The sequence below is a fragment of the Rhizorhabdus argentea genome (assembly GCF_037861105.1).
Classification (GTDB): domain Bacteria; phylum Pseudomonadota; class Alphaproteobacteria; order Sphingomonadales; family Sphingomonadaceae; genus Rhizorhabdus; species Rhizorhabdus argentea.
Genome location: NZ_JBANFK010000002.1, coordinates 298557 through 311546, shown reverse-complemented (window position 1 = coordinate 311546; position 12990 = coordinate 298557). Strand labels below are relative to the sequence as shown.

At 59.0% G+C, this 12990-nt stretch carries 10 protein-coding genes and 1 pseudogene; 9 read left to right on the top strand and 2 right to left on the bottom strand.

The annotated features are described in order from the left end of the window. Positions 1 to 161 precede the first annotated feature (161 nt). The 3 genes and pseudogenes from AAC645_RS02905 to AAC645_RS20380 all read left to right on the top strand — a co-directional run. The gene (locus AAC645_RS02905) at positions 162 to 1355 is read left to right on the top strand and encodes a sulfotransferase family protein (protein ID WP_340313677.1); all 1194 of its coding nucleotides are present in this window, start codon (positions 162 to 164) and stop codon (positions 1353 to 1355) included. Between the two features lie 73 nt (positions 1356 to 1428). Beyond that, positions 1429 to 1698 (top strand): hypothetical protein, encoded by a 270-nt coding sequence (locus tag AAC645_RS02900; RefSeq protein ID WP_340313675.1) that lies wholly within the window; start codon positions 1429 to 1431, stop codon positions 1696 to 1698. Continuing rightward, positions 1656 to 1826: pseudogene (locus tag AAC645_RS20380) on the top strand (IS66 family transposase); the annotation flags it as partial. The gene AAC645_RS02900 and the pseudogene AAC645_RS20380, both read left to right, overlap by 43 nt. Positions 1827 to 1875: 49 nt before the next feature. Here the strand turns inward: AAC645_RS20380 and AAC645_RS02895 are convergent. Then, positions 1876 to 2832 (bottom strand): helix-turn-helix domain-containing protein, encoded by a 957-nt coding sequence (locus tag AAC645_RS02895; protein WP_340313673.1) that lies wholly within the window; start codon positions 2830 to 2832, stop codon positions 1876 to 1878. Between the two features lie 461 nt (positions 2833 to 3293). Between AAC645_RS02895 and AAC645_RS02890 the strand changes: the two genes are divergently transcribed. The 4 genes from AAC645_RS02890 to AAC645_RS02875 all read left to right on the top strand — a co-directional run bounded on the left by AAC645_RS02890 (position 3294) and on the right by AAC645_RS02875 (position 8105). Then, positions 3294 to 4136 (top strand): alpha/beta fold hydrolase, encoded by an 843-nt coding sequence (locus AAC645_RS02890; RefSeq protein WP_340313672.1) that lies wholly within the window; start codon positions 3294 to 3296, stop codon positions 4134 to 4136. Positions 4137 to 4239: 103 nt separating this feature from the next. Next, a complete protein-coding gene (locus AAC645_RS02885) occupies positions 4240 to 6210 on the top strand; it encodes an oxidoreductase (protein WP_340313670.1) in 1971 nt (656 codons plus the stop codon). A gap of 323 nt (positions 6211 to 6533) precedes the next feature. Beyond that, positions 6534 to 7364: an SDR family NAD(P)-dependent oxidoreductase gene (locus AAC645_RS02880; protein ID WP_340313668.1), complete on the top strand. Its 831-nt coding sequence runs from the start codon at positions 6534 to 6536 to the stop codon at positions 7362 to 7364. An 81-nt stretch (positions 7365 to 7445) separates the two neighbouring features. Continuing rightward, positions 7446 to 8105, top strand: coding sequence for a VOC family protein (locus AAC645_RS02875; RefSeq protein WP_340313666.1), 660 nt, complete (start codon positions 7446 to 7448; stop codon positions 8103 to 8105). A 373-nt stretch (positions 8106 to 8478) separates the two neighbouring features. On the opposite strand, the gene AAC645_RS02870 is transcribed toward AAC645_RS02875, so the two are convergent. Continuing rightward, positions 8479 to 9363, bottom strand: coding sequence for a TIGR03619 family F420-dependent LLM class oxidoreductase (locus AAC645_RS02870; protein ID WP_340313665.1), 885 nt, complete (start codon positions 9361 to 9363; stop codon positions 8479 to 8481). Positions 9364 to 10306: 943 nt separating this feature from the next. Here AAC645_RS02870 and AAC645_RS02865 point away from each other — a divergent pair. After that, positions 10307 to 11635 (top strand): site-specific DNA-methyltransferase, encoded by a 1329-nt coding sequence (locus tag AAC645_RS02865; protein WP_340313663.1) that lies wholly within the window; start codon positions 10307 to 10309, stop codon positions 11633 to 11635. Next, positions 11628 to 12791 (top strand): hypothetical protein, encoded by a 1164-nt coding sequence (locus AAC645_RS02860; RefSeq protein WP_340313662.1) that lies wholly within the window; start codon positions 11628 to 11630, stop codon positions 12789 to 12791. Before AAC645_RS02865 ends, AAC645_RS02860 begins: the two co-directional genes overlap by 8 nt. The last annotated feature ends 199 nt before the right edge of the window (positions 12792 to 12990 follow it).

The following is a 12990-nucleotide window of genomic DNA, read 5'->3' as shown; positions in this document are numbered from 1 at the left end:
GTTCGTCAACGGCGCCGCGCTTGCCGTTGATGGCGGATATACCGCATGTTGAACGCACAGCGATCGGTGCAGCGGCCGCAAATCTGGGTCCGAATCTGAAAACCACGCGAAGATAGGCGCTGCGGCGATCGTAATTATTAGGATTAGAGGAGGACCCACCAATGGACATAGTCGCAACTACATCGGGCCTGTCGGCGGAAAAGATGATCGCCGCAGCCTGCGCCGATGCAGGTTTGAACGATTTCGGCGATATCGATCCTCGTGAAGGGCTCGCGCATTATCTTGCCGATGTCGACAAGTACGTCGTGCTGAACGAGGCCGGGCGGACCGGCCTGCCCGCCAATATCCATCGCTGGCTGGTCAACGGGCTGCGCTTTGTCGACGATCTGAAGAAGCACCCGGACATTCTGGACGAGCAAGTCGATGATCCGCTCATCATTCTGGGGCTGCCGCGTGTCGGCTCGACGAAGATGCAACGCCTGATAGCGGCTGACTCGGACACATTGAGTATCAAATTCTGGGAAACCCTCAATCCGTCGCGTATGCCGAACATGGTGGAGGGTGAAGAGGACCCCCGCATCGGGATAGCCAGGCAGGTTCTGAATGCCATGACCGAAAATGGCGTTGGCCTAATGCAGTCCCATTTGATGCAGCTCGAATTTGCCGAAGAAGATATATATTTACAGCTACCCACCTTCAGGACGGTAGGGCACTGCTTTGTCCTGCCCACGCCTGACTATTATGATTGGGTATCGGCCCAGTCGATGCATGGTACTTACCTGTATCACAAGCGCATGCTGCAATATCTGCAATGGCAGAAAGGCGGTCGCCAGGGCCCTAATGGCGCCAAGCCGTGGATATTGAAAACACCACCGCACCTGGGACATATGGATTCACTGGTGCATCTCTTTCCCAACGCCAAATATGTCTTTCTACATCGCGATATTCACGAAGTGATGGCATCGACGTGCCGCCTCATGGAAATGCTGTACCGCATGCAGACCGACGTGGTGGATATGAACGCTCTTGGTTCAGATATGCTTCGGATCTGGTCGGCCGAAATGAAAAGGCATCTGGAGCAACTCGACGCTCTTGGGTCCAGCATCGACCTCCTCGACGTGCAATATGAGCGTTTCAGGAAAGATGCGTTCGGCGTGGTGGCGGACATATACCAATTGATGGGCCGCGACCTGACGCCGCAGCGGGAACAGGCGATGCGCGAATGGGACGCAAACGACTCGCATGGCTCGTTTGGCAGCTACAAATATAGCTTGGAGCAATATGGCCTGACACCGGCTGCCGTCGATGCAGCATTCGCGGAATATAAGCGCCGCTACTTCCCACAGATGACCTGAGGAAATCAGCCGAACATGTAAGGCAAGCTGTCGGAGCGGCGCCCTACCCTGCCAACAAACAGGATATGCTACGGTGCCGGATAATATAGCGAGCGGCGGTGGCCACGCGCTTCAAATGGTTTCTTCGGCGGACGGAAACGCTGGCCTCGCATCCGTGGAAGAAGTGGCTTTCCTCCCGGATCAGGCGCTGGCCACCAGAGTGCAATATGATCTCGAGGAGACCGCCGGGGGGATCATCGGGATGCCCGAGATGCAGAAGACGATGGAGCAGGCGCGCCATTTGCGGCAGTCACCGCGGAACTGGCCAGCGCAAGGGCCAAGGCTTCGGATGACCAAGCCCTGATTGCCCATCTGAAGCTACAGATCGCGAAGTTTCAGCGCGAGCGGTTCACGCCGTACTCCGAACGGAGCCGGCGGATTCTGTGCCTGCTTAAGTTGCAGCTCGAAGAACTGGAAGCGGCCGCCAGCAAGTACGAACTCGCCGCTGAGATGGCGGCAACCCAATCGGGCTACTCGATGGTCAGCCCGACAGGGTGCTGCCTAACACCCTTACGAGTGACACCTTGTTGCTTACGCCGAGCTTGGCATAGGAATGGTATAAGTGGTTCTTCACTGTTCCGGGAGAAATCCGTAGCTCGAATGCTATTTGCTTATAAGTGAGCCCCGATGCTGCCCGTCGACAAATTTCCAGTTCCCTGATAGTAAGAGGTGTCGGGCTTTTACGTACGATACCGATAATATTTACGTCAGCAATGGGTTTGGAAGAGATCTTGATACAGTCATTTTCCCATACTGTATGTCTTTTGATGGCCTCGAGAATGTCGACCGGAAGATATTGCTGATCCCATCCCGGAAGTTCTTCCCCAAGCATCTTCTTAAAGCTGGATCCATCGCCTAGAAACTTTCCGGAACTGGAGCATAGCATCGCCGTTGCGTCACATGGTTCAAGATCATTTATGCGTTTGGCGGGATTTAACGCGTAATTGGCGACCCAAGCATCCATCAGATGCGGAATGATCCATTTCATGATCGCGCGCTCATCCTCATCAAACGGCCGCCTCATATCCTCCCTGGATAAAGAAAGACTGGTGTAGCTGAACGGCGAACTCCTAACCATGACGGACAGGACGTTCAAATAGCCGCTATCTTCGCAGTAGGTCAGGAATTTCGGCGCGAATTGCCGTTGGTCATCGGAGCTGGACCAGTTAAACAGCTGCGGCTCCCCCGCGTGCTTGCACGTGCGTACGCTGACGATGTCGCTCGATCGCACTTTCAGATATGCGTGAATCATGCTGCTGTTCTGGCCCCACAGCTGCATATCCTGCGGCACATGACCCGGTGCGGCTATCGACGACCAGCTTGCGGTGTCGAAGCGAATCCTGTCTTGGAGGATGTTGAGCGCAGCCTCGCGAAACTGGGCCGTCGTCTTCTCGCGTGCGGCGCGATTGATCTCAACAATTGCGCCGTGCGCATCCATCCAGAGGTCCGTTCCTCATGAGCCGCCCATGGTGGTCTGGCAGCTAGCTACTTGGATAATATAACCAACGCGTGCCATTCATGTCCATAGCCCCAACCACAGCCGAAGCTGGCAGCAGTGGCCGCTGGAGTTCACCTGAGTTCACATGTGCCATTCGGCATATTTCGCGGCAAAATTGCATATGCTAGCGATAGCCGGACCAGCAGATAACGAGCTCTTATGATGATGAGTCCTCCCAAGAGATGACGCGCTCCCGGGACAAGGTAGCTCCGCCGTAGGATGCGGCTACCTGACCATCGTTTGCGATATTTTGCGGGGGCTAGGACGAAGGAAGTTTCGCGCGGATTTTGCGCCGTTCACGCATGCTGATATGCGTGCCGGGGCAGGCAATCTGGCGATCCAGAACAGGATAATAGGCAGAGGCCCAAGCAGGCACGGCAGGTTGAGAATAGGAGGAGAGAATGCCGATAAAGAGGGCTTACGTCGATACCAGCGACGGTCAGATACATTATAGATATTGCGAGGGTGGGGAGGGAATTCCGATCCTTTTTTTCCACATGACGGCCAGCTCGTCGGCATGTTTCGAAAGTCTCATGGCGCATCTCGATGGCTTTTGTCCGATGTACGCCTTCGACCTTCCACACTATGGGCAGAGCTTCACGCCGACAGCCGAGCCGTCCTATGAATATGTTGCGCAAATTTTGATGGAGGCGATCGACGCTCTGGGGATCGGCAGATTTCACTGTTTCGGCCATCATGGCGGTACGAATGTGTCGGCGCAGCTGGCGGCCGATCATCCCGACCGGGTCGCGAGCATCATGCTATCGGGCGTCACTTACCCGACCATGGAGGAAAGCGCGCGCAACAGTGCCTTTATCTACGACAATCCGCCGGACATTCGCGGATCGCAGGCGATAACGGCCTGGACGCGCGTCGTGAAGGACTGCGACACATCTCCTCCGGTGGAGCCGGGCGAACCGTTCGTCCCGGTGCCCGCGGAGATTTACCATCGCGAGTTGATCGACACGCTGAGGGCAGGCACTGACTGGCACTGGGGCTATCGAGCGGTCTTCAAGCACAACATGCCAGAGGTGCTGGGAAAAACATCCTGCCCGATTCTGCTGATAGTCGGCCGACGCGATCTGGTCTTCTTCTGGCATGAGCGGGCGAAAAAAGCGCTGCCCTACGCCAAGGCCGTCGAACGGGACGGTCATGGAAGCTATTATTGCACATACGCCGGCGATGACTGCGCGCCCTTCGTAAGGGACTTCGTCAACGGCCTGGACAATGTAGGCGCCCGCTAATTTTCAACGACGGGCAGGCGTGCGGGGGCCCGAAGGTTCAGCGCTTCTAGGCGCCTCAATCCGCGCAGGCGGGAACAGGCGAACGAAATCAAAAGGCTTCCCAATGGCATTCACCCATGTCGACACTCCGATCAGCATCGGAAATGTTCATCTCAAGAACCGGATATTCCGTCCGGCGCACGCCGTAGGCGTCGGCGGGGGGAACATGAATGAAGCGCTGATCGCCTATCACGAGGAGCGCGCGAAGGGTGGCGCAGCGCTGTCGATCCTGGAGGCCGGATCGGTCCACGCGTCCACGGCGGCCACCCTCAACATCTTCGAGCCTTCGATAGAAGAGGGCATGCGCACCCTGACCGCCAGGTGCGAACCCCATGGCATGAAGCTCTTTCAGCAGTTGTGGCATGCGGGCCATCATGTCGTGCCGGCCGATGGGACGCCGCCCTGGTCCGCATCGGACGTTCCCAGCATCGTCAATGGGCTCATGCCAGTGCCGATGACCAAGATGATGATAGACACGATCATCGAAGCCTATGCGGACTGCGCGGTACGGATGAAGCGATATGGACTCGATGGCGTGGAAGTGCACTGCGCACATAGCTATCTTCCCGGACAGTTTCTTGCGCCGACGACGAATAGGCGCGAAGACGAATATGGTGGCACTTTAGAAAATCGGGCGCGCTTCATCATGGAGGTGCTGACGGCCGTGCGCGCGGCGGTGGGCAGCGGCTTTGTCGTCGGCGTGCGACTGGCGCCCGATCTGGTCGTGGGTGGCGCGTGCGTGAGAGATAATCTCACGGTAGCGCAAATGCTGGAGGAGGCGGGCCTGATCGACTATCTCAACCTGTCGACCGGCAGCTACAACAGCGCCGCCAAGATGATAGGCGGGATGTACGAGCCAACCGGCTATCAGATGCCCATGACCGCGCCGATCAGGAGCGCCATCACGCTGCCGATGCTGGTGACTGGCCGCTATCGGACACTGGAAGAGGCCGACCAAGTCATCCGCGACGGCGACGCCGACATGGTGGGAATGGTGCGCGCCATGATCGCAGACCCTTATCTGGTCACAAAAAGCTTGGCGGGCAAGGCAGAGCAGGTCCGGCCCTGCATCGGTTGCAACCAGGCCTGCGTCGCGCGGGCAGCCATGGGCATGGGAATCGGATGCACTGTCAATGCAGGAGCGGGTTATGAGGCAGAGCGGGGCGACCACCGGCTGACCCCGGCCTCGGTTCGCAAGCGGGTCCTGGTCGTCGGAGGCGGCCCGGCGGGGATGGAAGCGGCTCGAGTCGCGGCACTGCGCGGGCATGCCGTGACGCTGGTGGAGGCGAGTGCAAACCTCGGCGGGGCGGTTCGCGCGGCTGCCAAGGCCCCTACGCGGCACAATCTCATCGACATCGTCACCTGGCTGGAGGCGGAGATATACCGACTGGGGGTGGATGTACGCCTGTCCACCTATCTTGACAGCAGCGAAGTTGACGGGTTCGCCGCAGACGAGATCATCGTTGCGACGGGATCATGGCCCAGGATGGACGGAGTCCTGATATCCCATGTCGGGCAACCCATCAGGGGCGTCGACCAACGGCATGTCCTCTCGTCAACCGACCTGTTCCTCGCACCACCGGCAGAGCTGGGCGACGCCGCTGTCGTCATTGATGATGTCGGACATTATGAAGGCTTGGCTGCGAGCGAACAGCTGATCTCCAAGGGACTCTCCGTCACCTATGTGACGCGCCTTCCCATGATGGCGGCCATGATTCAGCTGACCGGGATGAACGAACCGTTCCTGCAAAGAATGGCGGGCAAGCCCTTCCGATCGCTGGTTCGCACCCGCGCGATCGAGATTGAGGCAAAGGCCGTCGTGGTGGGGCCCGCCCACCTGACTTCGGACGAGATCGATATCGAGCGGCTTGCTGCTGATACCGTTGTCCTGGTTACTAACAATCGCTCCAACCGCGACATCTATGATGAACTGGTCTCGAGCGGTCGGAAGCTGCAGATTATCGGCGACGCGCAGACGCCGCGCTCACTCGAGTTCGCCATCCAAGAAGGCCATATAGCGGGAGCAGCGCCTTGAACATTCGCGAGAGCCAAAACCGGCATCGAAAGTTCAGTTCGGATAGAGCAAGGCGGAGACCAACCTTAAGACCCGCCAGCGAGCTTCATCGGAGGATGCGGGATTATCTGAAGCGGCGCTGCCGGGATGTAGCGCTTCCCACGCACGTCTGGTTCGGTGTTTCGGTTGAACCGCTGATGGAACCACGCTGTTCAGCCACAGCTTTTCCCACTTGTAACGCTCGTTATACAGCGTATGATGCTCTCTCGTGAAGCTCTGCCGCGATCGTAAAAAGCCGCAGGAGCAGGGTGAGAGGCTGCGATGCCGAGACTAAACGGAGCGAGATGACTCCAAAGGCGCTAAAATACCAGAAAGGCCAAACTATGCTTCAGCTTCCTAATGGTCCTACGTCCGCTATGCTTGACCTTACGGGAAAAACCGCGATGGTAACCGCCGCCGGGCAGGGCCTGGGGCGCGCGGTAGCCCTGCGCCTGGCGGATGCGGGTGCGAACATTGTGGTCTCGACCCGTCGGCCGGAGCCGGGCGAGGCGGTGGCAGAAGAAATCCGCGCCGCCGGTGGGAGGGCCATCTCGGTCATCAACGACGTAACGAACCTCTCGCAGACCGAACCGGCGCTCGACAAGGCGACCGAGGCGTTCGGCGGAGTGGACATCCTGGCCAACGTGGCGGGCGGCATGCACCCCTTCACGCCGTTCCTGGAGCTCGACGAGGCGACATGGCAGGCGGCGATGGAGCGCAACGTCAAAGGCACCTACTTCATGACTCAGGCCGTAGCGAAGCGGCTGGTGGCAGCGGGTAAGCCGGGCAGCGTTGTCGTCATCGGCTCGACCGCAGCCTTCCGCGCGGACGATCTGATGTCAGTCTATAATTCAGCGAAGGCGGCCTTGGTGCAATTCACCCGTTCCGTTGCGGTGGAGCTCGCTCCGCACAAAATCCTTGTCAACGCGGTGCTTCCAGGTCCGCTGCGGACCACCAACACCGAATGGATCTACGACGATCCCAAAAATGCCGCGCACGTCAAGGAGAAGGTGCCGCTGGGCCATCCCGCGGACCCTGACGACGTTGCCAGCGCGGTGCTCTATTTCGCCGGCAGGGGCGCGGGCCATAATACGGGCTCCATGCTGGTGGTCGATGGCGGTTTCCTGTGCACCTGACAGGCCAGCGTGACCTGATCCGGCAACTTACCTGTCGGAAGAAGGCTTCACGGCCCGCGAGACCTGTTGCAGCTAAGGGCTTTGCCAGATGCTATCGGGCGCAGTCTCTCGCCAATTGCGCCGCAAAAAGAAGATCTGAATCGTAAAGAGAGAGAAGAAGCCATGAGCAGATTTTTCGGCTCCGCAATGCAAACTGCCTTCGTTGTTCGCAATATCGACGAACAGATCCATCGCTGCGTTGAGGTCGGCATCGGTCCCTTCTTTGTCGATCCAAATCTGACCCTGCGCATGCGCTATCGCGGTGAGCGTCGCGAAGTTTCGGTTTCGATAGCGATCGCCTATTCGGGCTCGATGATGTACGAATATATCGAGCCCCTTGACGACACGCCGTCTCCCTACAGTGATTTCCTGGTGGAAAATCCTGCAGGCGGCATGCATCACCTCGCCTATTTCTGCGATGATTACGATGAGGTCCTCGCCCAGGCCAAGTCATGCGGCGGGGATTTTGATATCGTCATGGAACTTTACACTGCTGACGGCAGCCTGATGGAAATCTACCTCGAACCGAAAAATCGCCCCGATGCGATCTTGTCGCAGTTGATCGTGGAGAGCCTGTTCGGCGATTTCTTCAAGAAAGCGGAAGCCGCTGCGGCCGAATGGGACGGCACGAATCCAGTGCGTCCGCTCTTCGACCTGCTGCCGCCTAGTTTTGCAGCCGCCGGTGACCTGACGACGCGTTGAGAACTCCGAGCCCCGCCGTTGGCGGCAGCAGCAAAGGATTTTCAGAAGGAACCGTCCCGCATCGGTAGCGGCAGCTCGTAGACCCCGAGTCGTTGGCGTTGCTCGAGCAGGTTCAACCCTTCGATCCGCGGCGGAGATTCTGCCCGAGATCCACCGGCAGATGCTGGGGTCCGGACCGATAATGGAATTCGCAAAGTGAAAGGATCGTGATTCATTGCCTCTGCGGGGAGGCGGTGAGATGTCTGGTTTCTTTGGTTTTCTGATGCGCAATGGGACCGGATCGAGCCGCTGCTGCCGACCGGCGTGCGCGGGATAGGCAAACCGTCACGCCGCACACGGAAGCCAGCTGAAAGCTCCCTAGCTGTGGGCAAGGTCAACTAAATGCACGTACAACGCGTTCCAGTCGGTTCAGTGCCCGCCACTGGTTCTCGCGGGTGTCTTGAAGAAATGTAAAAAGGAATCTGCGGAAGCCCATGCCATAGAGCTGATCGACACGTTTTTCTAAATCAGAATCAGCAGTCACATAGTTCGCGAGAGGATCTATAACAACGGTATGATCGAGTTCTTCGAAAGACTTTCCGCTCGCTGTGCAGGCATCGCGAAGGTCATCCATAAGCTTTTGCATGACCTCTCCTTGATCAACCGGAATCCAGCCATCACAATACTCGATTATGCGGGGAACGGCATGCGGATTCCACGCACCCATTAGAATCGGGGGTCCATTCTTCTGGAGAGGCTTAGGGCCACACCACATCGGCTCGAACTTGACCATCTCGCCTTCGAACTCTGACACGTCGTTGTTCCAGATCTCGCGGATGGCCAACACACATTCCCGCACCCACTTCCAGCGCTGCGAGAACTCCATGCCATAGTCCGCCATCTCCTCGGCGCTCCAGCCTGCGCCGACGCCAAGGATCACACGGCCGCCAGACATCCGGTCGAGCGTCGCCACCGCCTTGGCCAACCGGATGGGATGGTGCTCGGTCAAGATCAGAATGGAAGTGCCAAGCTTGAGGGTAGTCGTTGCCGCCGCGACGCCCATCAGAGAAACGAACGGGTCGTAGATTTCCCGATAAGCGGCTGGCGTCTCGCGATAATTGGGCCGTAGAGATTTCTGGCCAGTGGGTACGTGGGAGTGTTCGCCAAACCATAGCGACTCGAATCCGTTCGCCTCAAGCCATGAACCGAGTTCGGCGGGTGCAATCGTATAATTTGTAGCTGCCGTACCTAGGCCGAATACTGGACCGTCATGTCGCATGGATGTTTCCTCCTTGTTCAGTGGCAGCATACAATGAGGGAGAGAGACTCCTCAGCGATATATTGGCATAATGCCGACCCAGTGAAAATCAGATCCCGGAGCTGAGCCCGAGCGAACGAAAGGTTTCGGCGCGGGCGGCCCGCGCTGGGCCGCACCACCACAGTGCGGGATCAAACATCACATCTCGCGAATATCGCGATTCGCTCTGCGCGACCGATCTGGTCGCGTTCCTCACCGACCTTTCAGCGGCTTCGCCCGCGGCGTCTTCGAGCTTGCTAGCATCATCATCGCAAAGCGTTCAAGCGTGCCGCTGGCGCGCCTATTCTTTCGGCGCCTCCCATCTGTGGACGGGTCTTCGGGCATCTGAGACGGCGCCGAAAAACTCGGAAAAATGACCAGTGGTCGAGCGGTCTCTGTCACATATCTCACAGGTGAGGCTAAAAAATCCCCGGAAGCGCGGGATTTTTTATGAGAGCTACGGGTGGGTCTCTCAAACCCAGTTCACAAGGGACTGGGTGGTGCGCCACCCAGTCGCCTCCGAACGGGTCTCCCCCATAAAATCCCATCCATTGCTGTAGGATGGGAAAATTCTCTCGGCAAAACTCGCCGCCAGGGGCACACGCGCGCGAAATTACACGCGTTTTCACGCGCATGAGGCTTCGGAGCGAACTCGCCTTATGGGATTTCGCCCGACAGACGGATGGGAAATCTGCAACGGGTGGATGGGAATTGGCGGGGCGGGACAGGAAAATCGGGGGCACTGAGATGGGCTCGGATGCCCGCTCCTCTCCAGCCCACGACTCGCCTTCGAGGCGGCGTCACGACCATGGAAACGCAACCAATCTATTTTTCTACAAGGCAGCTTTTTGGCCTCGCCGGAGGCTTGACCGGCTTCCCATGGCAAGGTCGTGACACGACTCGTTGAGGTCCGAAAGGATTTCTCATGGGTCTTAAACTGGTCAACATGAACATCGCGGCCCTGAAGCCGTGGCCGAACAACGCCCGCACGCATTCGAAGAAGCAGCTCAGGAAGCTGGCGAAGTCTATCCAGGAGTTCGGCTTCGTAAACCCGATTCTCATGTCGGTGGATGGCTTCATCATCGGTGGACACGGCCGGGTTGAGGCGGCGAAGATGGCGGGACTGGAGGAGGTCCCGGTGATCGTGCTCCCTGCCCTCTCCCAGGATCAGCTTCGCGCACTCGTGATCGCCGACAACAGGCTGGCCCTCGATGCGGGCTGGGACGAGGAGCTCCTGGCGATCGAGCTCGAATCCCTGGCTGAGGCTAATTACGACCTCAACCTCACCGGGTTCGAGCTGGCCGAGGTCGATTTCATTATCGACGGCGCGGCGGAGGCGGATCCGAACGGGAGCAACCTCCCTGAGGACAAGGTGACGCTCTCGACCGGCACCGCCGTAACGCGGCGCGGGGATCTCTGGCTGATGGGTCGGCACAAGGTGCTTTGCGGTGATGCCCAAAAGCCGCAAGATTTCGCGACGCTCATGGGTGACGAGCGCGCGGACATGGCTTTCCTCGATTCCCCCTATAACGTCCCGATCGACCGCAATGTCTGCGGGAAGGGGTCGGTCAAGCACCGGGAGTTCGCTTTCGCCAGCGGCGAGATGAGCGAGGCCGAGTTCACCGCGTTCCTGACCGTCACTCACAGCAACGTGGCCGCGGTGATGCGCGACGGCGCCATCATCTTCTCCTGCATCGACTGGGGCCACATGGGAGAGATGCTCCAGGCATGCAAAAAGGCGTTCACCGAGCTGAAGAACCTGGTGGTCTGGGCTAAGACCAACGCCGGCCTGGGCAGCTGCTACCGTAGCCAGCATGAGCTGATCTTCGTCTCAAAGCACGGAACGGCGGAGCACACGAACAACTTCGGGCTTGGCGGTACGGGCCGCTACAGGACCAACGTCTGGACCTACCCGGGCATTTCGTCGATGACCGCTGATCGCGCCGAGCAGCTCGCCGCGCACCCGACGGCGAAGCCCGTGGTCATGGTGGCCGACGCGATGAAGGACTGCTCGAAACGTGGTGAGACCATCCTTGACTGCTTCGGCGGCGCGGGGGTGACGGCAATCGCGGCGCACAAGACCGGGCGCATCGCGCGGCTGATCGAAATCGACGAGCTCTACTGCGACACCATAGTCCGCCGCTGGGAGAAGCTGACGGGCAAGAAGGCGGTTCTCGCCGCGAGCGGCCTGCCCTTCGAAGACGTCGCCGAGGAGCGCTCGGCCACCACCTCGGCGGAGGCGAACAATGGCTGACGACGCGGAGCCGGAAAAGGTGGGCTACTGCATGCCTCCCAAGAGCGGACAGATCAAGGTCGGGGAGATTCGTAATCCATGGGGTCCCCGCGGCAAGAATGGGATGAAGGGCAAGGTGGGGGCCGACTCCCTTCCCAAGACCCCCAAGGATCTGATCTATGGCGCGCTACTTGAGGAACTGCTCGAGCCCGTGAGGATCAAAAAGCCGAATGGCGGGACCAAGGAAGGGCCGCCGCGCATTCAAGCGCTGATGCGCAAAAGGTTGAATAATGCGCTGTCGCAGGAGACGAGTGCTGCTGAGCTTCGCCTGCTCTTCGAATGCATGGACAAGGCGCTCGACCATAAAGACAAGCGCAACCAGGAATTTGTCGCCGTCTTGAAAGACCTCAAGCTCGAAGGGGAAGAGCATCTTCGCCGTGCGAAAACTAACCGCACGCCGATCGACATCTGGCCGGATCCTCGCAACATTGTTCTCGACCCCTTCGACGAGCCCCGGATCGATGGCCCGTTGAATAACGAGCAGAACCTTACCGAATATGGCGTCCTGCGGGAGCGCGATGCTGCCGAAAAGGTGCTGGAAGCCGCCTTCCGCGCCTGCCGCGATGCGACGTCCGAAGAGGAGCGACAGTTTCATCGTAAAGGGCTGGAGCACGCCCGGGCCCGGTGGATCTACTGTAACGAGAGGGTAGGCCGGCGCGTCCGTCGCCCGCTTTACGTCCTTGACGCCTTCGAGCTCAATCATGTCACGCTCCGCGACGGGTCCGTGCCGGCACGTCGTGCCCTCCGTTCCGGGAAAATGGACCGGAGCGCGTTCGTCGTCCCGCTGCCGGTCGAGGACCCCGATGAAGCGGAAAAGAAGCGCCTCGAAAAGATGCACTATGATCAGCGCCGGGCTACCGAGTTCGACATCTGGGTCTGTGTCGAGCGTTGCCGTGAAGCGAGGTTCGAGGAGGAAAAGGCGCACTTCCGCGAGGAGCTTGAACAGCTCAAGGCGCGGTGGCGCGACCATAATGCGGGTGTGCACGAGCACGACGTCGCGCCTTCCTGGCTGGTCCACAGCTGGGATCCCGACAAGCCGGTTGTCGAGCCCGAGCCGCCTGAAGAGGTGCCCCCGCTGGCGGATAGCAATAAGCCTGATGAACAGGACGATTTCTAGGGTTGGTACCTGCCGCCCATGTACTTCCGTTGAGCAGGATACGCCGTCGGTGGATAGCGATAACCCCGTCCACGAAGACGACGATTTTTTGGGCTGTGTCGCAAGGTCCGAGATCCGCGCGAGCGACTAACTCACCGCTCCCTCTGCGATAAAGCCCCGGCATCGAATTGCTCGCCGGCGAATTTCTGGGTGCGCGGGC

Bases quoted from the DNA above. Each gene is read 5' to 3' on its own strand.
- AAC645_RS02880 (WP_340313668.1), top strand. From the start codon at position 6,534: ATGACTCCAAAGGCGCTAAAATACCAGAAAGGCCAAACTATGCTTCAG.
- AAC645_RS02895 (WP_340313673.1), bottom strand. From the start codon at position 2,832: ATGGATGCGCACGGCGCAATTGTTGAGATCAATCGCGCCGCACGCGAG.
- AAC645_RS02890 (WP_340313672.1), top strand. From the start codon at position 3,294: ATGCCGATAAAGAGGGCTTACGTCGATACCAGCGACGGTCAGATACAT.
- AAC645_RS02865 (WP_340313663.1), top strand. From the start codon at position 10,307: ATGGGTCTTAAACTGGTCAACATGAACATCGCGGCCCTGAAGCCGTGG.
- AAC645_RS02885 (WP_340313670.1), top strand. From the start codon at position 4,240: ATGGCATTCACCCATGTCGACACTCCGATCAGCATCGGAAATGTTCAT.
- AAC645_RS02870 (WP_340313665.1), bottom strand. From the start codon at position 9,363: ATGCGACATGACGGTCCAGTATTCGGCCTAGGTACGGCAGCTACAAAT.
- AAC645_RS02860 (WP_340313662.1), top strand. From the start codon at position 11,628: ATGGCTGACGACGCGGAGCCGGAAAAGGTGGGCTACTGCATGCCTCCC.
- AAC645_RS02905 (WP_340313677.1), top strand. From the start codon at position 162: ATGGACATAGTCGCAACTACATCGGGCCTGTCGGCGGAAAAGATGATC.